The 22463-nt window shown below is 69.3% G+C and carries 24 protein-coding genes and 2 pseudogenes; 16 read left to right on the forward strand and 10 right to left on the reverse strand.

Translation table 11 applies throughout. From position 1 onward, the window contains the following. Nucleotides 1-3: 3 nt before the first annotated feature. The 4 genes from AB5J55_RS28395 (at nucleotide 4) to AB5J55_RS28410 (ending at nucleotide 2341) form a co-directional block, all read left to right on the forward strand. Nucleotides 4-240 carry a hypothetical protein gene (locus AB5J55_RS28395; RefSeq protein ID WP_369273344.1) on the forward strand — a complete coding sequence of 79 codons (237 nt, stop codon included), beginning with the start codon at nucleotides 4-6 and terminating at the stop codon, nucleotides 238-240. A gap of 96 nt (nucleotides 241-336) precedes the next feature. Next, complete coding sequence (locus tag AB5J55_RS28400; RefSeq protein ID WP_369273345.1) at nucleotides 337-753, forward strand: YciI family protein; 417 nt, start codon at nucleotides 337-339, stop codon at nucleotides 751-753. 19 nt (nucleotides 754-772) lie between these two features. Continuing rightward, nucleotides 773-1999 (forward strand): RNA polymerase sigma factor, encoded by a 1227-nt coding sequence (locus AB5J55_RS28405; RefSeq protein ID WP_369273346.1) that lies wholly within the window; start codon nucleotides 773-775, stop codon nucleotides 1997-1999. Nucleotides 2000-2008: 9 nt separating this feature from the next. Next, entirely contained in the window at nucleotides 2009-2341 is a 333-nt protein-coding gene (locus AB5J55_RS28410; protein ID WP_369273347.1) for a DUF952 domain-containing protein, read from the forward strand. A gap of 219 nt (nucleotides 2342-2560) precedes the next feature. Here the strand turns inward: AB5J55_RS28410 and AB5J55_RS28415 are convergent, their stop codons facing one another. Beyond that, on the reverse strand, nucleotides 2561-3340 hold the full coding sequence (locus AB5J55_RS28415; RefSeq protein WP_369273348.1) for a VOC family protein: 780 nt from the start codon (nucleotides 3338-3340) through the stop codon (nucleotides 2561-2563). Between the two features lie 180 nt (nucleotides 3341-3520). On the opposite strand from AB5J55_RS28415, the gene AB5J55_RS28420 reads away from it, so the two are divergent. Beyond that, nucleotides 3521-4675: an anion permease gene (locus AB5J55_RS28420; protein ID WP_369273349.1), complete on the forward strand. Its 1155-nt coding sequence runs from the start codon at nucleotides 3521-3523 to the stop codon at nucleotides 4673-4675. 50 nt (nucleotides 4676-4725) lie between these two features. Further along, nucleotides 4726-4959 carry a hypothetical protein gene (locus tag AB5J55_RS28425; RefSeq protein ID WP_369273350.1) on the forward strand — a complete coding sequence of 78 codons (234 nt, stop codon included), beginning with the start codon at nucleotides 4726-4728 and terminating at the stop codon, nucleotides 4957-4959. A gap of 56 nt (nucleotides 4960-5015) precedes the next feature. Here the strand turns inward: AB5J55_RS28425 and AB5J55_RS28430 are convergent, their stop codons facing one another. Continuing rightward, nucleotides 5016-6458, reverse strand: a complete 1443-nt coding sequence (locus AB5J55_RS28430) for a glycosyltransferase family 39 protein (RefSeq protein WP_369273351.1) — start codon at nucleotides 6456-6458, stop codon at nucleotides 5016-5018. A 282-nt stretch (nucleotides 6459-6740) separates the two neighbouring features. On the opposite strand from AB5J55_RS28430, the pseudogene AB5J55_RS28435 reads away from it, so the two are divergent. Further along, a pseudogene (locus AB5J55_RS28435) lies at nucleotides 6741-6879 on the forward strand (dipeptidase); the annotation flags it as partial. Nucleotides 6880-7550: 671 nt separating this feature from the next. Then, nucleotides 7551-8612, forward strand: coding sequence for a hypothetical protein (locus AB5J55_RS28440; protein ID WP_369273352.1), 1062 nt, complete (start codon nucleotides 7551-7553; stop codon nucleotides 8610-8612). A gap of 175 nt (nucleotides 8613-8787) precedes the next feature. Here AB5J55_RS28440 and AB5J55_RS28445 read toward each other — a convergent pair. Beyond that, nucleotides 8788-9617: pseudogene (locus tag AB5J55_RS28445) on the reverse strand (MerR family transcriptional regulator); the annotation flags it as partial. A gap of 99 nt (nucleotides 9618-9716) precedes the next feature. Here AB5J55_RS28445 and AB5J55_RS28450 point away from each other — a divergent pair. After that, nucleotides 9717-10226, forward strand: coding sequence for an N-acetyltransferase family protein (locus tag AB5J55_RS28450; RefSeq protein ID WP_369273353.1), 510 nt, complete (start codon nucleotides 9717-9719; stop codon nucleotides 10224-10226). A gap of 9 nt (nucleotides 10227-10235) precedes the next feature. Then, on the forward strand, nucleotides 10236-10946 hold the full coding sequence (locus AB5J55_RS28455) for a maleylpyruvate isomerase family mycothiol-dependent enzyme (RefSeq protein WP_369273354.1): 711 nt from the start codon (nucleotides 10236-10238) through the stop codon (nucleotides 10944-10946). Between the two features lie 109 nt (nucleotides 10947-11055). On the opposite strand, the gene sodN is transcribed toward AB5J55_RS28455, so the two are convergent. Beyond that, on the reverse strand, nucleotides 11056-11451 hold the full coding sequence (gene sodN / locus AB5J55_RS28460; protein WP_007491258.1) for a superoxide dismutase, Ni: 396 nt from the start codon (nucleotides 11449-11451) through the stop codon (nucleotides 11056-11058). 145 nt (nucleotides 11452-11596) lie between these two features. Between sodN and sodX the strand changes: the two genes are divergently transcribed. Further along, entirely contained in the window at nucleotides 11597-12031 is a 435-nt protein-coding gene (gene sodX, locus AB5J55_RS28465) for a nickel-type superoxide dismutase maturation protease (RefSeq protein ID WP_369276326.1), read from the forward strand. On the opposite strand, the gene AB5J55_RS28470 is transcribed toward sodX, so the two are convergent. Beyond that, complete coding sequence (locus tag AB5J55_RS28470; protein WP_369273355.1) at nucleotides 11935-12564, reverse strand: CGNR zinc finger domain-containing protein; 630 nt, start codon at nucleotides 12562-12564, stop codon at nucleotides 11935-11937. The genes sodX and AB5J55_RS28470 overlap by 97 nt on opposite strands. A gap of 99 nt (nucleotides 12565-12663) precedes the next feature. On the opposite strand from AB5J55_RS28470, the gene AB5J55_RS28475 reads away from it, so the two are divergent. Then, nucleotides 12664-13434: a trans-aconitate 2-methyltransferase gene (locus AB5J55_RS28475; protein ID WP_369273356.1), complete on the forward strand. Its 771-nt coding sequence runs from the start codon at nucleotides 12664-12666 to the stop codon at nucleotides 13432-13434. Between the two features lie 80 nt (nucleotides 13435-13514). Here the strand turns inward: AB5J55_RS28475 and AB5J55_RS28480 are convergent, their stop codons facing one another. Genes AB5J55_RS28480 through AB5J55_RS28490 form a run of 3 tightly spaced genes read right to left on the reverse strand, consistent with a single transcriptional unit; the run spans nucleotide 13515 to nucleotide 16234 of the window. After that, nucleotides 13515-14276, reverse strand: a complete 762-nt coding sequence (locus tag AB5J55_RS28480) for an amino acid ABC transporter ATP-binding protein (RefSeq protein ID WP_369273357.1) — start codon at nucleotides 14274-14276, stop codon at nucleotides 13515-13517. A 1-nt stretch (nucleotide 14277) separates the two neighbouring features. Next, nucleotides 14278-15237 carry an amino acid ABC transporter permease gene (locus AB5J55_RS28485; RefSeq protein ID WP_369273358.1) on the reverse strand — a complete coding sequence of 320 codons (960 nt, stop codon included), beginning with the start codon at nucleotides 15235-15237 and terminating at the stop codon, nucleotides 14278-14280. A 31-nt stretch (nucleotides 15238-15268) separates the two neighbouring features. Continuing rightward, nucleotides 15269-16234 (reverse strand): ABC transporter substrate-binding protein, encoded by a 966-nt coding sequence (locus AB5J55_RS28490; protein ID WP_369273359.1) that lies wholly within the window; start codon nucleotides 16232-16234, stop codon nucleotides 15269-15271. Between the two features lie 663 nt (nucleotides 16235-16897). On the opposite strand from AB5J55_RS28490, the gene AB5J55_RS28495 reads away from it, so the two are divergent. From AB5J55_RS28495 to AB5J55_RS28510, 4 genes are all read left to right on the forward strand, one after another. Beyond that, complete coding sequence (locus tag AB5J55_RS28495) at nucleotides 16898-18121, forward strand: NADP-dependent malic enzyme (RefSeq protein WP_328423525.1); 1224 nt, start codon at nucleotides 16898-16900, stop codon at nucleotides 18119-18121. 188 nt (nucleotides 18122-18309) lie between these two features. Beyond that, on the forward strand, nucleotides 18310-19275 hold the full coding sequence (locus AB5J55_RS28500) for a zinc-binding dehydrogenase (RefSeq protein WP_369273360.1): 966 nt from the start codon (nucleotides 18310-18312) through the stop codon (nucleotides 19273-19275). Between the two features lie 121 nt (nucleotides 19276-19396). Continuing rightward, a complete protein-coding gene (locus AB5J55_RS28505) occupies nucleotides 19397-19606 on the forward strand; it encodes an HTH domain-containing protein (protein WP_039651429.1) in 210 nt (69 codons plus the stop codon). Continuing rightward, the gene (locus AB5J55_RS28510; RefSeq protein ID WP_369273361.1) at nucleotides 19606-20175 is read left to right on the forward strand and encodes a Clp protease N-terminal domain-containing protein; all 570 of its coding nucleotides are present in this window, start codon (nucleotides 19606-19608) and stop codon (nucleotides 20173-20175) included. The genes AB5J55_RS28505 and AB5J55_RS28510 overlap by 1 nt, the downstream gene beginning before the upstream one ends. Before the next feature lie 132 nt (nucleotides 20176-20307). On the opposite strand, the gene AB5J55_RS28515 is transcribed toward AB5J55_RS28510, so the two are convergent. Then, the gene (locus AB5J55_RS28515) at nucleotides 20308-21357 is read right to left on the reverse strand and encodes a helix-turn-helix transcriptional regulator (protein ID WP_369273362.1); all 1050 of its coding nucleotides are present in this window, start codon (nucleotides 21355-21357) and stop codon (nucleotides 20308-20310) included. A gap of 1 nt (nucleotide 21358) precedes the next feature. After that, nucleotides 21359-22408: a DUF4097 domain-containing protein gene (locus AB5J55_RS28520; RefSeq protein ID WP_369273363.1), complete on the reverse strand. Its 1050-nt coding sequence runs from the start codon at nucleotides 22406-22408 to the stop codon at nucleotides 21359-21361. Nucleotides 22409-22463 lie beyond the last annotated feature (55 nt).

Genomic DNA, 22463 nt, shown 5'->3' on the forward strand with positions numbered 1-22463 from the left:
GACATGGGCAGCCAAGAGCACCACTGTCCCGACTGCGGACAGCCCGTAGAGACGGTCGTCCGGCGCCACAAGACGCTGGGCGCCTGGGTCCCCACGTGGGTGGCGGGCCCGTGCCACAACCCCGAGTGCGGGGCGTACGCCGAGGAAGGCGCCGCGCACGAGGAGAAGCACGAGCAGCCGGACACTCCCAGCACACCCACCGTGGACACCACCGTGAAACCCACCGCGAAAAATTCCTGAGCCCCGTGTCGAGAATCCCGGCCCGGCTCCGACGTCCCCTGTGAGAGCCGCCCGTCAAGGGCGGCCCGAGCCGACGGAAGCAGAAGGAGCGGACTGATGAAGTACCTGGTCATGGTGCAGGGCACGCAGGCGGACTACGAGGCGATGCAGGGCAAGGGGTCCGAGAACTCCGTCGCCTGGAGCCAGGAGGACATCCAGGCGATGTACTCCTTCATGCAGGCCCTCAACGACGACCTCGCCGAGAGCGGCGAGATGGTCGACGGACAGGGGCTGACCGAGCCCGCGAAGGGCCGGCATGTCACCCTGGGTGACGACGGCAAGGCAGTGATCACCGACGGCCCGTACAGCGAGACCAAGGAGCTGCTTGCCGGCTACTGGGTGCTGGACTGCGCGAGCCTGGAGCGGGTCACGGAGATCGCCGAGCGCGTCCTTCAGTGCCCCCAGCCCGCCGGTGCCCCCGTGTACCCGGTGGTGATCCGGCCCATCGACGACGGGTCCGGGGACGTCGGCTGAGACATCGGCCGAGCCGTAAGTGAGCGCCACACCCGAGACCGAGGACCTGCTGCGCCGACACGCGCCGCAGGTCCTCGGCGCGCTGGTACGGCGGTACGGCCACTTCGACAGCGCCGAGGACGCCGTACAGGAGGCTCTGCTCGCGGCGGCCGAGCAGTGGCCGCGGACCGGGGTTCCGGACAACCCCCGCGGCTGGCTGATCAAGGTCGCGGCGCGGCGGCTGACCGACGCGCTGCGCGCGGAGCAGTCGCGCCGGGCCCGGGAGGACAAGGTCGCGGCGCTGCTGCCGCGGGACGCCTTCACGGCCCCGCCGCCGGGCGCCGACCGGGCGCCCCGCGAGGACGACACCCTCACCCTGCTCTTCCTCTGCGTCCACCCGGACCTGGCGCCGCCCGCCCAGATCGCCCTCACCCTCCGTGCCGTCGGCGGTCTGACCACGGCGGAGATCGCCCGGGCGTACCTGGTCCCCGAGGCGACCATGGCGCAGCGCATCAGCCGGGCCAAGCAGAAGGTCCGCGGGGTGCGCTTCGGCCGGCCCGACAACTGGGAGAACCGCCTGCCCGCGGTTCTGCAGACCCTGTACCTGATCTTCAACGAGGGCTATACGGCGACCTCGGGCACGAGCCTGCTGCGGCGCGAACTCGCCGGCGAGGCGATCCGGCTCACCCGCGAGGTCCACCGCCTGCTCCCCGACCACGGCGAGGTGGCCGGCCTGCTCGCGCTGATGCTGCTCACCGACGCCCGTCGCGACGCGCGCACCGGCCCGCACGGCGAACTCGTCCCCCTCGACGAACAGGACCGCGACCGCTGGGACAAGGCCGCGATCGACGAGGGCGTCGCCCTGGTCACCCGCGCCCTGTCCCGGGGCCCCGCCGGCCCGTACCAGCTGCGTGCCGCCATCGCCGCCGTCCACGACGAGGCGTCCTCCGCGCCGGAGACCGACTGGCAGGAGATCCTCGGCCTCTACGACGTCCTCGTACGCCTCGTCCCCGGCCCCGTCGAGCGCCTCAACCGCGCGGTGGCCGTCGCCATGGCCCGGGGCCCGCGCGCGGGGCTGGCCGAACTGGCCGCGCTGGAGGACGAACTGGGTGCCGGGCACCGCCTTGACGCGGTCCGCGGCCACCTCCTGGAGCGGGCCGGCGCCCACGACGAGGCCCGCGCCGCCTACGAGGCCGCGGCAGCCAAGACGCTGAGCCTGCCGGAGCAGCGCTATCTGCACGCGCGGGCGGCACGGCTGAAGCCGTAACCTCGCCGCATGCCCGAACACACGTACATCCTCCACATCACCGAACGCTCCCTCTGGGACGAGGCCCGCGCGCGTGGTGCGTACGAGATGTCGACGCGCGGTCGCACGCTCCAGGACGAGGGCTTCATCCACTGCTCGACCCGCGCCCAACTCCCCGCTGTGGCCGCCTTCCTGTACGGCTCCTACGACGGCCCCGACGAACTGGTCGTCCTGGTCGTGGACCCGGCCCGGCTCGAAGTGCCGCTCAAGTACGAGGCGCCGGAGCCGGGCGGCGCGGAGTTCCCGCATGTGTACGGGCCCATTCCGGTGAACGCGGTGGTGGATGTGGAGCCGTGGGGGTGAGGGGACGCCGCACGTTATGGCGATGGGTCGTGGGGGCGTGGGTGATCCTCGTGGCCGTCGCGGGAGGGCTGACGCTGTGGCTGCGAGACTCGGCCGAGCCACCGGGGTCGTACGGCCGGGAGGAGGCCGGTCCCACGCCGACGCTCCCGGAAGGCCGGGAGAGGCCCTGCCCGACCCCCGAGCCCTACCAGGGCGGCTGGATACAACACCTCTGCGTCTTCACGACGCGGTAGAGCCGGCCAGTCCGCCCGTCTCCGGGTCCCGCCCCGTCAGGCAGTACGTGCCGCCCGCCGGATCGCGCATCACCGTCCAGTGGGCGCCCTCGGCGACGAAGCTCGCGCCCAGTTCCTCGTGCCGGGCACGGGTCGCCGCGATGTCGGCGCAGGCGAGGTCCAGGTGGGCGGAGGCCCGGGGCTCCTCACCGAGCCGCTCCTCACCGAGCCGCTCCTCGCCGAGCCGCTGGAGCAGGATGCGGACGGGCAGCCCGGACGGTGGCTTGAGCACATGGAACTCGGGGCGGGAGCCGGGCGCCGACTCCCAGCCGTCCAACAGGGCGCTCCAGAAGGCGACTTCGGACTCGTACAGCGACGGCGGTGCATCGACGCAGACCTGGTCGAGTCGGCTGCCGTGCACCACGGGCGGCCGCACCGACTCCCCGTGCCAGGGCACGGCACAGAACAACTGCCCGGCGGGCGAGCGCAGTACGGCCCACCCCTCGTGCTCGGCGGCGACACCCGCTCCCCGCGCGAGCGCCGACATCACGAATCCCGGTACGTCGTCCACGGCAAAGTCGAGATGCGCGCCACCGGCGCCCGACTCGACCCCCTGGGCCTTCAAGCAGGGGTCGGCCCCGCCGCCCGGCAGCAAGGTCACGAACTCCCCCTGCTCGCCCCGGAATTCGGACAACCGGGTGTTTGTCACCGCAGTCCAGAAGGTGTGCGCCCGGGTGAAGGACGCGAAGGGGCGGTCGACGAAGGCGTAGGTCCAGCGGATGCTCATGGGGGCGATCGTAGATCCGCCGGCGCGGCCGGGGCTCGCGGCGGCCGTACGGCGCACTCAAGCGCACTCAAGCTGCACCACGCGGGCTTTGCAGGACCCTTACCAACCGCGCGCCGGCTCCTGGGACACGCTTTGCCGTCGGTTCTCCGCGAATTGGCCCGCGCTTGTTTGCATTGGGGAATGGACCACATCACGTTCCTGGTGGCGGTCGTCATCGTGACGGCCCTCGCTTTCGACTTCACCAACGGATTCCACGACACGGCGAACGCGATGGCCACGTCCATCGCCACGGGGGCGCTCACACCAAGGACGGCCGTGCTCATCAGCGGTGTCCTGAACGTCGTAGGTGCCTTCCTGTCCACCGAGGTCGCCAAGACGATTTCCGGCGGCATCGTGGACGACAGCCTCGTCAGCCCGGGCATGATCTTCGCGGGCCTGGTCGGGGCGATTCTGTGGAATCTCCTCACTTGGCTGGTCGGGCTGCCGTCCAGTTCGTCGCATGCGCTGTTCGGCGGACTGATCGGGGCCGTCTGGGTGGGCGCGGGGTCGCACGGCGTGCACTTCGACAAGGTTGTCGAGAAGGTACTGATCCCCGCCGTCGCCTCGCCGCTCGTGGCGGGGATCGCGGCGCTGCTGGCCACGTACCTGGCGTACAAGCTCACTGCTCGCGCCCGCAAGCAGTCCGTCACCAAGGGCTTCCGCGTCGGCCAGATCGCCTCGGCGTCGCTCGTCTCCCTGGCCCATGGCACCAACGACGCGCAGAAGACGATGGGCGTCATCACGCTGACCCTGATCTCGGCGGGCGCCCTGGGCCATGACGCGGGCCCGCCGCTGTGGGTGATCGCGTCGGCCGGTCTGGCCATCGGCCTCGGCACCTACCTCGGCGGCTGGCGGATCATCCGCACGATGGGCAAGGGCCTGACGGAGATTCAGTCCCCGCAGGGCTTCGCCGCCGAGACGGCCTCCACGACGGTGATCCTCACCTCGGCCCACCTGGGCTTCGCCCTGTCCACCACGCAGGTCGCCTCGGGCAGCATCCTCGGCGCGGGTCTGGGCCGCCGGCTGGCGGAGGTCCGCTGGGGGGTGGCCGGGCGCATGGTCGTGGCCTGGCTGGTCACCCTGCCCGCCGCCGCGCTGGTCGGCGGCGTCTCGGCGGGCGTGGTCAAGCACGGCGGCAACATCGGTACGGCCGTGGTCGCGCTGGTGGGTGCGGCCGTGGCCGCCGGGATCGTGTTGATCTCCCGCCGCAACCCGGTGTCCGCACACAACGTCAACGACACCCACGAGGTCACGGTCCGCAGCACGGAGGCGCCCAAGGTCGGCGCGGCCGCCTGAGACAGCGATCGCGCGGTACAGCGATCGCCCGAGACAAGGGAGTTCACATCATGAGCCTCGACTGGACCGCACTCGGCCAGGTCGCCGCGGTGAGCCTCGCCGTCACCGTGGCCGTGGTCGGCGTCTTCGCCCTCGGCGTGCTGGGCCTGGCCCGCTACGAGGGGGCACGCGAGGAGGGCGGTGGCACGTCCACGCTGAGCCTCACGCAGGCGGGACTGTGCTTCGTCGCCTGCGCGGCGGTGGTGGTGTACGGGATCTATCTGATCGTGCCTCAGTTCCACTGACCGGGGCGCGGACGGACGGTTGGGGAGCCGGGCCCGGCGTTGCGCCGGCCGGCTTCTCAGCGTCGCTCGTACACCGTCACCCGTCGCCCGCGGACCTGCACGTCCGTCACCACCTTGAAGTGCTTCTTCAGCACAGCGGCCTTGGCGTGGTCACGCTTCCCCGCCAGTGGCCGCGCCACCTCGGGTGCGTCGGTGACCAGCAGCATCCGCCGCTGTGCCAGCATCGCGGCCCGTATCCGGTCCGGACCGGCCTCCTCGCCCTTCAACGTCCCCGACGCCACGGGGTCTTCCGCGAGCGCGACGTCCCGCAGCCCGGCGAAGTCGTCGGGGGAGACAAGCGCCGAGTCGCGCCGGGCCGCCGGTATGTAGACCACCGCGTCCCCGGTCTGCTTCAGCCTCCGTACGTCCGCCGCCACCGCCAGGACGTCGTCCACGCGGCTCTCCGGGGACCGCTTGGCCAGGGACTGCGGCAGCAGCGCGACGACCGCCACGGTGACCACGGCCGGGACGAGCCACGGCGCCGCTCTCGGGAACCGCGGCCGGGCCGCCCGTACGGCCGTGCCGAGTACCGAGCCGATCAGCAGGGCCAGTCCCAGCATGCTGAACAGCACGTAGCGGTCCAGGAAGAGCGGCTTGGCCAGGGAGAGCCCGATGAGGGCGACTTGCGGGACGGCCAGCAGGGGCAGCCCGACGGGCGCCACCGACAGGCGCCCCGCGCGCGGCCGGTCCAGCAGTGCCCCGAGCCCGCCGATCGCCAGCAGGACGGCGGGCCCGATCAGCATGTGCCAGGTCAGCGGCGGTATCCAGGAGACCTGGGCGGACTGGCGTCGGCTGAACAGGATCAGCGGCAGCACCGCGGCAACGGCGAACGCCGTGGCCGTCGCCCAGCGCATCCAGGTCCCGCGCCGGGCCCGCGTCCACAGCAGGGTCGCCAGGTGCGCGGGCAGGATCAGCAACGACAGCCAGTTCAGCACCCCGCACACCGCGACCGTGCCGCCGTACGCGATCCAGTGCACCGCTCGGCCGCGCCCTTCGAGGACGGTCACCAGCAGCAGGGTCGAGATCCCGGCGCCGGCCGCGATCAGCGCGTAGGGGCGGCCCTCCTGGAGATAGAACTGCACGGCCGGAAGAAGCCCGAACGCCAGCCCTCCCGCCAGGCCCGCCCAGGCCCCGGCCAGCCGATGGCCGATGGCCGTCACACAGGCCGCCGCCACCGCCGTGGCCAGCACGGAGGGAAGCCGCAGGGTCGTGGTGCCGGCCCCGAACCATTCGAAGAGCCCGTGCATCAGCAGGTAGTAGAGCCCGTGCACGGAGTCGACGTTGCCCAGCATGTGCCAGATGTCGCCGGCGGGCCGGCGGGCCACCTGCCAGGTCGCGGCCTCGTCCCGCCACACACTGTCCTGCCGGGACAGCCCCCACAGCCCCAGGGCGAGGGTCCACAGCAGGGGGATCGGCCAGAGATGCGGGCGGCGCAGGGGTATCTCCCAGGGGATCGACATCCGTCCGGCGGGAGACGGACCGCCGGATGATGTGATCTCCACTCGCCCGCTGTCGCAGAGCACCCCGGACAACGCCTCGGCCGCACGGGCCGAGACGGGAGCCGAGTGCCGCTGACCTTCCCCCGTGGGTCCATCGCCAGAGTGTTCGACCCCCGGGTGGACGTTCCAGAACCTACGGGACGTGAACGATGTCCGGCCACCGTTTACCGCGTGAACACAATCACCGCGAATTCACGGAACCTCGGGCCCCGATCGGCCAGGGCGGTCGGCCATGATCGGGGCATGGACGAGATCGTGCTGATGTCGGATCCCAGGATCGCGGCAATCCCCGTGATCGACTGCGGCGAACCACGTGGACGTCCGGCTCCACGAACTCCTTGCCGTCGACCCTCGCAAGGCTGATCGAGCAGGGGCGTTCGCAGCCGTGTCCCTGAGCTGCTGCGCACCCGGCCGTGACCGGTCAGTGATGCGCGGAGCGCCGGCCGACGGCCGACGAACCGAGTGAGGGCTGCCCCGGAGTGCCGGAGGCTGGCGGCTGATCAGTCGATTACGTGCGCCGTGACGTACCTGTCTCCTGGCGCAAGGCCTTGATTGCCGGGGCGCCGGGCTTGCGGATCCGGATCTCATGGCCCTGGGCTCGGGTACCCGGCGGGTGGGTCCGTGTGCGGACGGGGAGAGTGGGACGAGCACACCACCTGGATCACAACGACCGAGAAGACACGGCAATACGCAACCGACTGCACTTTCTCGATCGATCGAGTCTATGTCGAAACCAAGTAGCGCACGACGCCGTCTTCGAAATCGGCAAGCACGGCCGGTTTACCACACTCTAGGGCCGGATGGTGCGCGGTCATCCTTGCATGACCACCAGGGAACTGGGATACAGTACACGACGAGACGGATCCGCCCCGGTACACACATATCATGTCGGGTCCGTCTCTTTTTCTACACACACTTCCCCACCTAGGGACTCGGGCAGTGTGTCATCGTTAAGGTTTGCTACTCATGTTTACCATCGATTGGCGCGAATCGCTGCGGAGCATATCTGCACCGAGCTCCGACCGCCCGAATGACGCACACCCGATTGCCGTCATGGCATTGGTCAAGGTCATCGGGCTGGCGGTCCTGACTCTGTGGTCTTCGCTGAACGGTAAGAGCGCACACGTCCTGCTATCTGCTCGGTGGGATTCACTCTGGTACGTCAGAGTTGTGGAACATGGATACAGTTTCACCGTGCAGGCGCGGGATGGGCGAATCCTGTCCGACATGGCCTTCTTCCCGCTATTTCCAGCCCTTGAGAGAGTGCTCTCACACCTCCTGCTCATTTCTCCAGCAGATGCCGGGCTGGTGATCAGTGCGGTGTCATCATTGTTTGCTGCGGCCGGTATATACCGGCTCGTCGGGCTGTTCACCGACTACAGGACAGCTCTCCTTGTGGTCGCCCTCTGGGCAACTGTCCCGGTGAGCATCGTGCAGAGCATGGCCTACAGCGAGTCACTCTTCACAGCCGTATCTTCCTGGGCCCTGTACTGTGCACTCAAGGAAAAGTGGCTGTTTGCCGGCCTTCTTGCGTGCGCGGCAGGATTGACGCGTCCCGTAGGTGTTGCCGTGGCTCTGGGCTTGTGGAGCGCTGTAGCCGTCAGCGTACACAAAAAGGGGTGGAGCATACCAAAGGTCACCTCTCTTATTGTCTCGCCTGCCGGTTTCTCCTCGTATATTCTATGGGTGGGGGCCCAGAAGGGCTCTCTTTTCGGCTATCTCGACGTCCAGTCGGAATGGGGCAACGGATTCGACGGCGGAGTCACCTTCCTGAAGTTCGCAGGCACCCTCGTGGTCACCCCTCCGTACGTGGGGGGCGTCGCACTCATCGTCGCTGTAGGTCTAGCGATATGGTCCTACGTGCTGGGGTTCCTGGGCAGATATCCCCTTCCCGTTCAGGTCTATTCTGGAATCGTGGTCCTGCTCGCCTTGGGTTCGTCGGGGTTCTTTGGATCGAAACCGCGCCTCTTGATTCCAGCATTCAGTCTGCTCATCCCCCTTGCGATATTCCTGGGCCGGAAGGCAAGGGTGGTGCGGGCCTCGGTGATTGTTTCGATGTGCTTGGTTTCCGCCTCGTACGGGGCATTTTGGCTCAACGGTTCTGGCCCTCCGTAGCAGCGGCTGACGCAGAGAGCGGGGTTGTCCCCCCGGCAGGGTTCAGCAGCTTGGGGAAGGCCCCTTGGAGGGCACAGAACAGAACGCACGGTTGAGACAACAACCTCGAGTTGGCAGCCGCCTTCCGCCAAGGGGTCCTCGACACCATCTGCGTTGATCGTCAAGGCGCGCAGCACCGGTCCCGGCGCGGATCGTTCGCGGCCGTCAGACGCTGCAGCACCCATCGACGCAGCTCGCTGTCGCCGGGCCGGCCGGGCGTGCGCGCGCAGTCCGTGGCCAGAGCTGCGACGACTTGGTCGGACCGGGGCGACTGCGGGGGATTCCGGAAGCGAGGGCCGCCGTCGCATGGTCACGCGCGATCGCCACGACGTCCGGACGCGGCAGCCCGGCGCCGCCGTCGGACTGGTCGGCCGCGTGATCCTCGGCCCCGCGCCGCACACTGGTGCGGAAGTCCGGGTCCAGGGACAGTTCCGCCAACTCCACCCATGCCTCCAGCTGTTCCTCAGTCGGGTCATCGGGCAGGGGCGTCATGGAGCGCTGGGCCCCGGGCCGCCACCTGCCACCGACGGGATTCGTGAACACGGCGTCGAGGAAGTCGTCGATCAGCCGCTGACGTTCGTCCTCGGTGAGTCGGGCCGGCCGGTGCGTGCGTGCCGTCTCCTCAGGAGTGGGACTGCGCTTGGTCATGGCGGTCAGTACCGCTCGCCGCAGCCGCAGGATGCTGATCTGCGCCTCCAGCGCGGCGGCGTGCTGCTCGGCGACTTGGCCGAGCGTCAGTTCCCGGTCCACGACCTTCCGGATCGCGTCGAGGCCGAGTCCCAGTTCGCGCAGCGTCCGCACCAGAGCCAGCCGGGCAACGGCGTCCGGGCCATAGCGGCGATACCCGGCGAGGGTGCGCTCGGCCGGTACGACGATGCCGCGGTCGGAGTAGAACCTGATGGTCTTGACCGCCAGCCCGGTGCGACGGGCCAGTTCACCGATCGAGCAGAGGGCGCCACTGTCCATGCGCCCAGCTTCCACTCTGCCCCTGCGGGAGACTCAAGTCCGCCGAGCCGCCGCGGAATTGGATGGACACGGTCGGTAAGGTGACCGATGATCTCCAGCATGATCCGTCCCGCCACCGTGAACGACGTCGCGACGATCCGCGCGATGATCCGTGAACTCGCCGAGTACGAACGAGCTGTTGAGCACGTTCGGGCGACCGAGGAGCAACTTCGCGAGGCGCTGTTCGGAGAGCATCCCGCCGCCTTCGTACTGATCGCCGAGGACGACGAGACGGGCGAGGCCGTCGGCTTTGCCCTGTGGTTCCCGCGTTTTTCGACGTGGACCGGCACGCGCGGCATGCACCTGGAGGATCTCTACGTGCGTGAGTCCGCCCGTGGCGGTGGACACGGCAAGGCTCTGCTCGCCTCCCTCGCCGCGATCTGTGAAGAGAGGGGCTACGAGCGCTTCGAGTGGTGGGTCCTAGCCTGGAACGAGCCGACGATCGACTTCTACAAGTCCCTCGGCGTGGAGTTTCTGGACGAGTGGCGGATATGCCGGCTGAGCGGTGAGCCCCTCAGGGACCTCGCCGGCCGGGTCCCGGCTGTTCTCGACCGGACCTCGGCCTCGTAGGACGGGGCCATGCAACCTCCAGTCGCAGCAGTGATCGAAGCCCACGGTGTCCTGGAAAGGCTCGTGGCCGAATTGAACGACCAGCAGGTCACCGAGGCATCCGGACTTCAGGGCTGGTCACGCGGCCACGTCCTGGCGCATCTCACCGACAACGCGCGAATGTTCGGCCGGCTCGCGGAGCATGCACTGCGCGGAGAGCTCGTGGCGGGCTACGACGGCGGGACGGCCGAGCGGAACGCGATCATCGAGGCCACGGCGGGGCGCAGTGCCGCCGAGCATCGCGCGGAACTCGTCGCACAGACAGCCGCGCTGGAAGCAGTCTGGGCACGCGCCGACGACATGGACTGGCACCGTCCGGTCACGTTCCGCAACGCGGACCTCGCCGCCACGGTGTTCGCGCGCTGGCGCGAGGCATGGATCCACATGGTCGACCTCGACCTCGGTGTCCGGCCCGACGACTGGCCCGATGACCTGGCCGCACACGCCATCGACTTCCTCCTCGGCCGCCTTCCGGCAGGCACGCGCCTCCACACCGACGACGCGCGACGCCAGTGGTCGGTCGGCGACGGACCGCCGGACACCGTGGTCACCGGACACGTATGCGACCTGGCGGCCTGGCTGGCCGGACGCACGCCCGCCGTCTCACCGGTGGCGGCCGAGGGGCTGCCTGCTCTCGGGCCCTGGCCGCCTCACCCGCCACAACGAACGGACCGTGCGTGACTGCTCCCCGGAGAGGGATCCCGGAGAGAAGCCACCCATGCCGAAAGGGGCCCGACCGGCGAACCGGTCGGGCCCCTTCAGGTCGGGAGAGCGACGAAAGAGCCTTGAGTCAGGCCTTCTTGGTCTCCCAGAAGATCTTGTCGATCTGGGCGATGTAGTCCAGAGCCTTCTGGCCCGTCGCCGGGTCGGTCGAGCCCTTGGCGGCCGAGAGGGCCTTCAGGGCGTCGTTGACCAGCTGGTGCAGCTCCGGGTACTTCTCGAAGTGCGGGGGCTTGAAGTAGTCGCTCCAGAGCACCGAGACGTGGTGCTTGGCGAGCTCGGCGCGCTGCTCCTTGATGACGGTGGCGCGCGCCTGGAAGTGCGGGTCGTCGTTGGCGGCCATCTTCTCCTGCACGGCCTTCACCGACTCCGCCTCGATGCGGGCCTGGGCCGGGTCGTACACGCCACAGGGCAGGTCGCAGTGCGCACTGACCTTGACCTTGGGGGCAAACAGGCGGGAAAGCATGGAGCATTCCTTCCTCGTGATCGTCTTCTCAGGTGGGACATTACCCCCTGCAAGACGGGATTTCGCGAGTGCCCCCATGGGCTTAGGACAAAAGTCCAGGGTCAGACTGAGACTGGTGGAGGACCGTACCGGGGAGGTGCCGGGGATGCCGGAGTTGTCGCAGGAGACCGAGCGTGGACGGGCGGCCCAGCCCTTTGGGTGGGCCGAGGTGACCGGGCCGTCGATGGTGCCCACGCTGTACAACGGCGACCTGCTCGTCGTTTCGCACCGGGGCCGGATCAGGCCCGGTGACGTCGTCGTCCTGCGTCATCCCTTCCAGCAGGACCTGCTGGTCGTCAAGCGGGCCGCGGAGCGCCGCGAGGGCGGCTGGTGGGTGCTCGGGGACAACGCGTACGCCGGTGGCGACAGCACCGACTACGGAGTTGTGCCGGACGAGCTGATTCTGGGCAAGGTGCGCCTGCGGTACCGGCCGCGCAAGGCGGATCAGCGCTCGCCGTTCGCGCTGGCGCGCTGGGCGCTGTCGGCCGTACGGCCCGTACTCTCCGACCGGTCGGCCTCCAGGCGCTTGCGGGCGCGGTAGGCGGCCACGTTGGCGCGGGTCGCGCAGCGGTCCGAGCAGTAGCGCCGGGAGCGGTTGGTGGAGGTGTCCAGGTAGGCGTTGCGGCACGGGGCCGCCTCGCAGAGGCCCAGACGGTCCACGCCGTACTCCGTCAGGTGGAAGGCCAGGCCCATCGACGCGATGGCCGCGAAGCCCGCGGTCGCGTTCGACGGGTGGTCCGCGAGGTGCATGTGCCATAGGGGGCGGCCGTCGTCGTCGCGGAAGTCGTGGCCGGAGATCTGCGGGCTCACCGGGAACTCCAGGAGCAGGGAGTTCAGCAGGTCGACGGCCAGGGTCTCGTCGCCGGTGTCCGCCGCCGCGAAGACCGAGCGCAGCCGGGCCCGGACCGCGCGGAACCGCGTGACGTCGGCGTCGGTGGCGCGGCGGGCCGCCGACTGGTTGCCGCCGAACAGGTCGCGGACGGCCTCGACCGAGGTCAGTGAGTCCTTGCCCCGGGCCGGGTCCTCGCTGTTGACGAGTCGTACGGCATAGTCCGAGTAATAGGCCAGTTCCACTTGTAGTCCTTACGGAGGCGTTCTATCGTCGTGGTGCGGTCGGGGTAACAACTGATCGTGCTTCCAGGGTATTACGTGACATGCGCGATGGAGGGTTCGATGACGGACACGGACATCACCACGACCGGCACCGACTGGGCCGCCTGGCAGGAGAGCTGGGACCGGCAGCAGGAGTGGTACATGCCCGACCGTGAGGAGCGTTTCCGGCTCATGCTCGACATGGTCGAGGCCCTCGTCGGCCCTGCCCCGCGCGTGCTCGATCTCGCCTGCGGCACGGGGACCATCACGGCCCGGCTCCTTGCGCGGTTCCCGCAGGCCACCAGCACCGGCGTCGACCTCGACCCGGCGCTCCTCGCCATCGCCGAGGGCACCTTCGCGACCGACGAGCGGGTCTCCCTGGTCACTGCCGACCTCAAGGACCCGGACTGGCCGGCGAGGCTGCCGTACGACTCGTACGACGCCGTCCTGACCGCTACGGCCCTGCACTGGCTGCACCGTGAACCCCTCGCGGCCCTCTACGGTCAGGTCGCGGAGCTCGTCCGCGACGGCGGTGTCTTCATGAACGCGGACCACATGATCGACGACTCGACGCCCCGCATCAACGCCGCGGAGCGCGCGCAGCGCCACGCCCGTATGGATCAGGCCAAGGCGGACGGCGCCCTGGACTGGGCCGAGTGGTGGCAGCTGGCGGCGAAGGACCCGGTCCTCGCCGAACCCACGGCACGACGCTTCGAGATCTACGGCGAGCACGCCGAGGGCGACATGCCGTCCGTCGAGTGGCACGCGCGCGTACTGCGCGAGAAGGGCTTCGGGGAGGCCCGGCCGGTGTGGTGCTCGCCGTCGGACACGCTGCTGCTGGCTCTCAAGTAGCGCCGGGCCCGTGGCATGAGGGAGGGGCGGTACGGGAATCCCGTACCGCCCCTTCACCTACGGCCACCTGCGACCGACCGTCAGAGCACCTTGGACAGGAACGCCTGCGTCCGCTCGTGCTGCGGGTTGGTCAGGACCTCGCGCGGGTCGCCCGACTCGACGACCACGCCGCCGTCCATGAAGACCAGGCTGTCGCCGACCTCGCGGGCGAAGCCCATCTCGTGGGTGACGACGACCATCGTCATGCCGGACTCGGCGAGGTCGCGCATGACGTCGAGGACGTCGCCGACCAGCTCCGGGTCGAGGGCGGAGGTGGGCTCGTCGAAGAGCATCAGCTTCGGGTCCATCGCCAGCGCCCGGGCGATGGCGACGCGCTGCTGCTGGCCCCCGGAGAGCTGCGAGGGGTAGCTGCCGGCCTTGTCGGCCAGGCCGACGCGGTCCAGCAGCTCCCGGGCGCGCTCCTTGGCCTCGTTCCGGCCCACGCCCTTGACCTGGATGGGCGCCTCCATGACGTTCTCCTGCGCCGTCATGTGCGGGAACAGGTTGAACCGCTGGAACACCATGCCGATGTCCCGCCGCTGCTGTGCGACCTCGCTGTCCTTGAGCTCGTACAGCTTGTCGCCCTTCTGGCGGTAGCCGACCAGCTCACCCTCGACGTACAGCCGACCGGCGTTGATCTTCTCCAGGTGGTTGATGCACCGCAGGAACGTCGACTTGCCGGAGCCGGAGGGGCCGATGAGGCAGAACACCTCGCCGGTCTTCACCTCCAGGTCGATGCCCTTGAGGACCTGTACGGGACCGAAGGACTTGTGGACGCCCTCGGCCTTCACCATGGCGGTCATCTCACACGCCCCTCTCGCTGCTGAAGGCCATCAGGTTGACCTTGATCTTCTGCCACGGAGTCGGCGGCAGGTTCCGCAGCGAGCCACGGGCGTAACGGCGCTCCAGGTAGTACTGGAAGACGCTGAACACGCTGGTCATGACCAGGTACCAGATGCACGCCACGAACAGCATCTCCATCACGGCGTACGACGTGGAGCCGATGGTGGAGGTGGCGCGCAGCAGTTCGTTGTACGTCACCGCGTACACCAGCGACGAGGTCTTCAACATGTTGATGAACTCGTTGCCGGTCGGCGGCACGATCACCCGCATCGCCTGCGGGATCACGATGCGGCGCAGGGTCTTCGCGTGGCTCATGCCGAGCGCGTGCGACGCCTCGGTCTGGCCCTCGTCGACGGCCATCAGACCGGCGCGGCAGATCTCCGCCATGTACGCCGCCTCGTTCAGGCCCAGCCCCAGCAGGGCGGCCATGAACGGGGTCATGACGTCGACCATCTCGTCCTTGTAGATCGGACCGAGATCCAGCACGGGGAAGATCAGCGCCAGGTTGAACCACAGCAGCAGCTGGACGTAGACCGGCGTGCCGCGGAAGAACCAGATGTAGACCCAGGCCACCCAGCTCGTCACCGGGTTCTTGGACAGGCGCATCACGGCCAGGATCACGCCGAGGACCACGCCCATGACCATCGCGAGGACGCTGATCAGCAGGGTGCGGCCGGCGCCGGCGAGGACTGTGGAGTCGAAGACGTAGTCGCCGACGGCGCTCCACTGGATCTTCTCGGCGCTGGCGAACGCGTTGACGAGCAGGCCCACCAGGGCCAGCACGACGACGGCGCTGACCCAGCGGCCGTAGTGCCTGACCGGGATGGCCTTGATCGCCTCGGGCGGGAGGGCCCCGCCCTCCTTGGAGACGGCGGCCGACGGCTTCGCGTCGGCCGGCTCCTTGTCGAACTTGTCAGTCACTGTGACTGCCCTTCAGTCTTGCCCGGGACGGTCACTTGCCGCCGTTGATCGCGGCCTTGTCGATCGCGCCGGACTCGGCGCCCCACTTCTTGAGGATCTCCTCGTACGTGCCGTCCTCGATGATGGCGTTGACGGCCTCTTCGAGGGCAGCGGTGAGCTCCTTGTTGTCCTTGTTCACCGCGATGCCGAACGGACCGGCGTCGACCTGCTCGCCGACGACCTCGAAGTCGTTGCCGCCACCGGACTTGCGGGCCAGGTCCACGGCCACCGGGTAGTCGTTCACGCCGGCGACGGCGCCGCCCGACTTCACACGGGTCTGGGCCTCGGTGTCGTTCTCGAACGACTCGATGTTGATCTTCTTCTTGCCGTCGTCCGTGCAGGCCTTGGACTGGGTCTGCAGCGCCTTCTCGTACGTCGTACCGCGCTGCACGGCCGCCGTCTGACCGCAGAGGTCCTCGATCGAGTTGATCTTCTTCGGGTTGCCCTTCTGCACGTACACGGCGGTGCCGGCCGTGAAGTAGTCGACGAAGTCGACACCCGGGCCGAGCTTCTTGCCCTTGTCGTCCAGGCCCTCCTGGCGCTGCGGAGTGTCCGTGATGGAGGACATGGCGATGTCGTAGCGGCCGGAGTTCAGGGCGGTGATCAGGCCGTCGAAGGAGCCGGAGGTGAACTGGACCTTCACGCCCAGCTTCTCGCCCAGGGCCGCGGCGATGTCGGGGTCGACGCCGACGATCTTGCCGCCCTCCTGGAACTCCATCGGGGCGTACTCGGCGTTCGTGCCCGCCTTGATGACGCCGGCGTCCTGGATCTCCTTGGGCAGCTTGGAGAAGAGCGGGGCGCTGTTGGCGTTCCCCGTCTCGTTGGTGCCCTCGCTGCCGCCGTCACTCGTCTGGTCACCGCAACCGGTGAGAATCAGGGCGCCTGCGACCGCGATCGAGCCGACCGCTGCCAACCGGGAGCGCGTGGCGGTCGTACGACGGGTGGTACTTGCGGTCATGGTGGGTTCCTCCGGCGGATGGGTGGAGTTGCCGATGGGGCGGGCGCCCGCCGGGACTCGGCAGGTGCCTTGGTTTCATAGGCCGACGAGAGCACACGCCTTCGAGTGTCGCGACCTCGTGTGATTACGGCATCTTGCCATTCGGACTTAGGCATTCAGGGCGCTCGCGATGTCAAAATCGGATAACGGGTTACCCCCGAACCGCCTCAGGTCGGTACATCCTGACCGCACCTTCTGCGGGAATCTGCCGTTCCGGCCGGAAGATCTTCGGTGTATCCCGGGACATGGACCAGCTGTGCGCGGGCTTTATGGCCGCCGGTTGTTCTTCGCGTCTTTTGATGTCGATTGTCCACTTATTTGACCACGAATCACACTGGTGTCGCCGTCGGGTCGTGTCTGATTCGTGTCCCTGCGTGCGGGTGTTTCCGTGCCCGTCATGTGATCTTGCACGTATTGGACTCGTCGGCGGCGCGGTCCGTCCGGTAAGAAGGTTCTTTACACCCCTCATCCGGGGCTCGTGGCGCGTGTGCGGCGCGCCGTCGCGTATGGGTCCGTACGTCGTACGTCGTACGTATCAACGAGCAGGGCCATACGCGGTCCCGCCCACTTCTCACCAGGAGTGGTTCCACCCTCAAACCATGAACACTTAAGGGGTCAGACAAAGTGGCAGCGGAGATCGTCAATCCTCGCGGCGGAGGCAATACCGATCAGGACGGTGGGGTCGAACCCCTCGATTCCTTCGATCCGGCCTTCGCGCTGCATCGTGGCGGCAAGATGGCTGTGCAGGCCACCGTGCCGGTCCGCGACAAGGACGACCTGTCCCTGGCGTACACGCCCGGCGTCGCGAAGGTGTGCAGCGCGATTGCCGAGCAGCCGGAGCTCGTGCACGACTACACGTGGAAGTCGTCCGTCGTGGCCGTCGTGACCGACGGCACGGCTGTGCTGGGGCTCGGGGACATCGGGCCTGAGGCCTCCCTTCCGGTGATGGAGGGGAAGGCGATTCTTTTCAAGCAGTTCGGTGGTGTCGACGCGGTGCCGATCGCGCTCGACTGCACGGGCGTCGACGAGATCGTCGAGACCGTGGTCCGCCTCGCGCCGTCCTTCGGTGGTGTGAACCTGGAGGACATCTCGGCGCCTCGGTGCTTCGAGATCGAGCGGAAGCTGCAGGAGCGGCTGGACATTCCGATCTTCCACGACGACCAGCACGGTACGGCTGTCGTGACGCTGGCTGCGCTGCGGAACGCCGCGCGGCTGACCGGGAAGGGGCTCGGGGATCTGCGAGCCGTCATCTCGGGGGCGGGCGCGGCTGGTGTCGCCATCGCGAAGATGCTGGTCGAGGCCGGGATCGGGGACGTCGCCGTGGCGGACCGCAAGGGTGTGGTCTCCGCCGATCGGGACGACCTGACGTCGGTCAAGCGGGAGCTGGCCGGGTTCACGAACAAGGCCGGGATCACCGGGTCGCTGGAGGCGGCGCTGGAGGGCGCGGACGTGTTCATCGGGGTTTCCGGTGGCACGGTGCCGGAGGAGGCTGTCGCCTCCATGGCCGAGGGCGCGTTCGTTTTCGCCATGGCCAACCCGAATCCCGAGGTGCACCCCGATGTCGCGCACAAGTACGCGGCGGTCGTTGCCACCGGGCGGTCGGACTTCCCGAACCAGATCAACAACGTGCTCGCGTTCCCGGGGATCTTCGCCGGAGCGCTTCAGGTCCGGGCGTCCCGGATCACCGAGGGCATGAAGATCGCGGCGGCCGAGGCGCTGGCGTCGGTCGTCGGGGACGACCTGGCCGCGGACTACGTCATCCCCTCGCCGTTCGACGAGCGCGTCGCTCCGGCCGTTACGGCGGCCGTTGCCGCCGCGGCGCGGGCGGAAGGTGTTGCGCGGCGCTGATGTGCCGTTGAGTGAATGGCCCCGTCCGGCTGGGCGGGGCCATTTCCTTGCCCTGGGGTCGGGGCGGCCGTTCGGGTGGGCAGGGGTTCCGGTCCAGGCCTGCGCCGACCCGTGGGCCTTGGCAAGAGGGTGTGTCTCACAGGGCGTCGTGGTTCCGCCGGTCGGCGGCGGAGCCTATCGTCAAGGTCATGTTCGCTGTCTACGCCGCCCGAATCGACCGCGACCAGCCGCTCTCCGGATTGGAGTTGGGGGAGCGGCCGGCCCCCGAGGTCCGTCCCGGCTGGAGTGCCGTCAACGTCAAGGCCGCTTCCCTCAACCATCACGACCTCTGGTCACTGCGGGGGGTGGGGCTGCCCGAGGACCGGCTGCCGATGATCCTCGGCTGTGATGCCGCCGGGATCGACGAGGACGGCAACGAGGTCGTCCTGCACTCCGTGATCGGACAGAGCGGGCACGGGGTGGGTCCCAAGGAGCCTCGTTCCATTCTCACCGAGCGGTATCAGGGGACGTTTGCGGAGCAGGTCGCCGTGCCGACCTGGAACGTGCTGCCGAAGCCCAAGGAGCTCTCGTTCGCCGAGGCCGCCTGTCTGCCGACCGCCTGGTTGACCGCGTATCGGATGCTGTTCACCAACGCGGGGGTACGGCCCGGGGACTCCGTGCTGGTGCAGGGGGCCGGGGGTGGCGTCGCCACCGCCGCCATCGTGCTCGGGAAGGCCGCTGGGCTGCGTGTCTTCGCCACCAGCCGGGATGAGGCCAAGCGGAAGCGGGCCCTGGAGCTGGGGGCCGTGGAGGCCGTGGAGTCGGGGGCTCGGCTGCCGCAGCGGGTCGATGCCGTGATCGAGACCGTGGGTGCCGCCACGTGGTCGCACTCCGTCAAGTCGCTGAAGCCCGGGGGCACGCTTGTCATCTCGGGTGCGACCAGTGGTGATCGGCCCTCGCATGCCGAGCTCACCCGGATCTTCTTCCTGGAGTTGAAGATCGTCGGCTCCACGATGGGGACCAAGGACGAGCTCGAGGATCTGCTCTCCTTCTGTGCCGCCACCGGTGTGCGTCCCGTGATCGATGAGGTGCTTCCCATGGATCGGGCCCGTGAGGGCTTCGAGCGGATGCAGTCGGGGGAGCAGTTCGGGAAGATCGTGCTCACCAACGGATAGTTCGGAGTACGGCACCTGCGGCTTGCGGCGGGTTCGGGGCTTTGCCTCGGGCCCGCCGTTTTGTTGGCCGGTCTGTCAACGGGGGTTGACGGGTCGCGGTGTGTCAACTTACGTTGACGGTATGACCGAAGCAACAGATCTTGCCGCGCGTGCGGGCGATCGTGATCCTCGGGTCGGGCTACGGGCCGTTGCGGCACTGCGCCGGCTGCTGGAGCAACTGGAGGCCGTGCAGGTGCGAAGTGCGCGCAATCAGGGGTGGTCGTGGCAGGAGATCGCCGCGGAACTCGGGGTCAGCAGGCAGGCCGTGCACAAGAAGTACGGGAGGCGTTGATGTTCGAGCGGTTCACGAAGGATGCCCGTGCCGTGGTCACCGGGGCCGTTGAGCACGCCGAGAGGGCAGGCGCGCAGACCGTCGACGCCGAGCACATGCTGCTCGCCCTGCTCGATCGGGAGGGGAGCCGGGCCTCGTTCGCGCTTGCGGCGCTCGCCGGTGGGGAGTGGTTGGAGCCCGCGCGGCTGGCGTTGGGGGAGGCTCGGCGGCGGGGTGGGCTTTCGCAGGCCGAAGCAGACGCGCTGGCCGGGTTGGGGATCGATGTGGGGGAGATCGTCGCCCGGGTCGAGGAGGTCCATGGTGTCGGGGCGATGTCCGGGGACCGGAAGGACACGGGGTGGTGGTCGGGGCGCCGCTCCTTCAGCCGGGAGGCCAAGGACGTGCTGGAGCGGTCGCTGCGCATCGCCGTCGCGCGCCGGGACCGGCACATCGGCGACGAGCACATCCTCCTCGCCCTGACCAGCCGCCCCGGCGTGCCCGCCGAGGTCCTCGCCGATCACGGGGTGACGTATGAGGCCGTGATCCGGGTGCTGGGAGGAGGGGGAGTGGGAGAGGCCAGGGCCGGGTGAGGAGGGGGAGGGGGAAGGGCGGGGAAACCCGCCTGCTGTGCCGCTGGGCGGGGGTGCGGGGGCTCCTGGGCCGGCCTGCCTGGGCAGTGCGGTGCCGCTGAAGTGGGCGCCGTACTGCCCAGGGGCGTGGCGTCAGGGCTTCGGTGTGCGCAGTAGCGCTCCGATGTGTGCTGCCGCCGTCGACAAGTGGCGGCGGGTGTCGCGGAGTTGGTCCGGGGTCACGCCGTGATCCCTTGCCGCGTCTCGGATGTCGTCGCGGAAGCGGTCGAGCAGGCGGTCGAGGTCGCGGGCCGGGTCGTCGGTGGGGGACTCGTGGGCCCAGGCGGGTTCGTAGTCGGCGGGGAAGTCCTCGGGGGTGTCGGAGTAGTCGGGGGGCTGCTGTGCCGACTTGGGGGTGCCCGGGCGGCCGAAGCCGAAGTCCCTGCCGAATCCCTTGCCGTAGTCCTTGCCGAAGTCGCCGAACTCCTTGGCCAGTTCGGTCAGGCCCTCCCGTACGCCCGTCGGCCAGTCGCCGCGCGCGAAGTGGTCCTGTACGTGTTCCTGCACCCGGCGGGCGATGCGCTGGACCTCCTCCTGGGCCTGGGCGCGGGCGCGGTCCTGGGCCTCCTTGGCCTGGCGTCGGGCGCGCTGGGCCTCCTCGCGGGCCCGGCGGCTCTCGTCCTTGGCGCGCCGGGCCTGTTCCTTCCACTCCTGCTTGGCGCGGCGCATCTCGTCCTTGGCGGCGCGCCACGCCTCCTTGTCGGTGTAGTCGGAGAAGTCGCCGAAAGGGGTGTCCGTCTTGGCGGACGTGCCCGTGCGGGCCTCGGTTGCGGCTGCCCGCATCTCGCGGCGCAGGTCGCCCGCCGCGCCGCGCACATCGGCCCGGATCTCGGCGGCGAGTTCGGCGACCGACTCCCTGATCTCCAGCTCCAGGTCGACCAGCTCGCCGCTGCGGTCGGCCAGTTCGGCGCGGCCGGCGTCGGTGATGGCGTAGACCTTGCGGCCGCCCTCGGTGGTGTGGGTGACCAGGCCCTCGGCCTCAAGCTTGGCGAGGCGGGGGTAGACGGTGCCGGCCGACGGCGCGTACAGCCCCTGGAAGCGCTCTTCGAGGAGGCGGATCACCTCGTAGCCATGGCGCGGGGCCTCGTCCAGCAGCTTCAGCAGGTACAGGCGGAGGCGGCCGTGGGCGAAGACGGGGGGCATGTCAGAGCACCTTCTTGTCGGTCGTGCCGTCGGCCGGGGCGTGGGGCGGGGCGTCGGTCGGTTCATCGCCCTGGCCGGAGACGGAATTGTCCCCCGGGCTGTGGTGAGTGTCGCTCAGCGGGGCCGTCGTCGGCGCAGTGTCTGTCGGCGGGGCCTTCTCCGTCGTCCGGGGCTTGTCCGTCGTCGGGGTCCTGTCCGTCGTGGGCTCGGGGTCCTCCCAGGCCTCCGCCTCCCACGGCTCCTCCTCCCGCGGCGGGCGGCGCAGCAGTGCGATCGAGCCGGAGACCGTCGTCGCCCGGAGCTTGCCGGTGCCTGCGCCCAGGCGGCCGGTGATCTTGTGGGCGCCCCACTGGCCGTGGACCCGGAGGCCCTCGAAGGCGTTGGAGATCGTGCCGCTCGCGGTGTTGGCCTCCACGTCCGCGTCCGCCGGGGCCGGCAGGCGGATGGCGATCTCGCCGGAGACGCTGGTCAGCCGGACGTCGGTCGGGCCATCCGGGTCGAGGTCGACGATCATGGAGCCGCTGACCGAGTCGGCCTTCACGGAGGAACCCGAGCCCTCCACGACCGTGAGGTCGCCGGAGACGGAGTTGAAGCGGAGGTCGCCGGTGACGGCCTGGGCCTCCAGGTTCCCGGAGACCGTGTCGGCGCGGACCGGGCCGGACAGGGCGACGAGTGTGGTGTCCCCGGTGACGCCCTTGACCACCGACGGGCCCTGGATTCCGGAGACCACTGCCCCGGCGCCGACCACACCCACCTCGACGCGCGTGTCGGCCGGCACCGCGAGGGAGACCACCGCGCTGCGGCGCCAGCCCTTGCGGTCGAGCCACTTGAGGAAGCCCTTCCAGGGCAGGTCCTCGTACGCCACCGACAGGGTGCCGCCCTCCTGGGTCACCACCAAGGGCGGTCCTTCGATCTCGGAGACCTGCAGGCGGGCGGAACCTTCGTCCGTGCCCACGACGTTCACCGTTCCGTTGACGATGCGCACATGGAGCTCGCTCACCGGCTCGTCGAAGGTGAGCTTCCTGGGCTCTGCTACGGACCACTCGGACATGGTGCGGACCTCCTGGGCGACCGGACGCGGCCGCGCGGGCCGGGACGGACCTGAA

The sequence above is a fragment of the Streptomyces sp. R11 genome (assembly GCF_041051905.1).
Classification (GTDB): Bacteria; Actinomycetota; Actinomycetes; order Streptomycetales; family Streptomycetaceae; genus Streptomyces.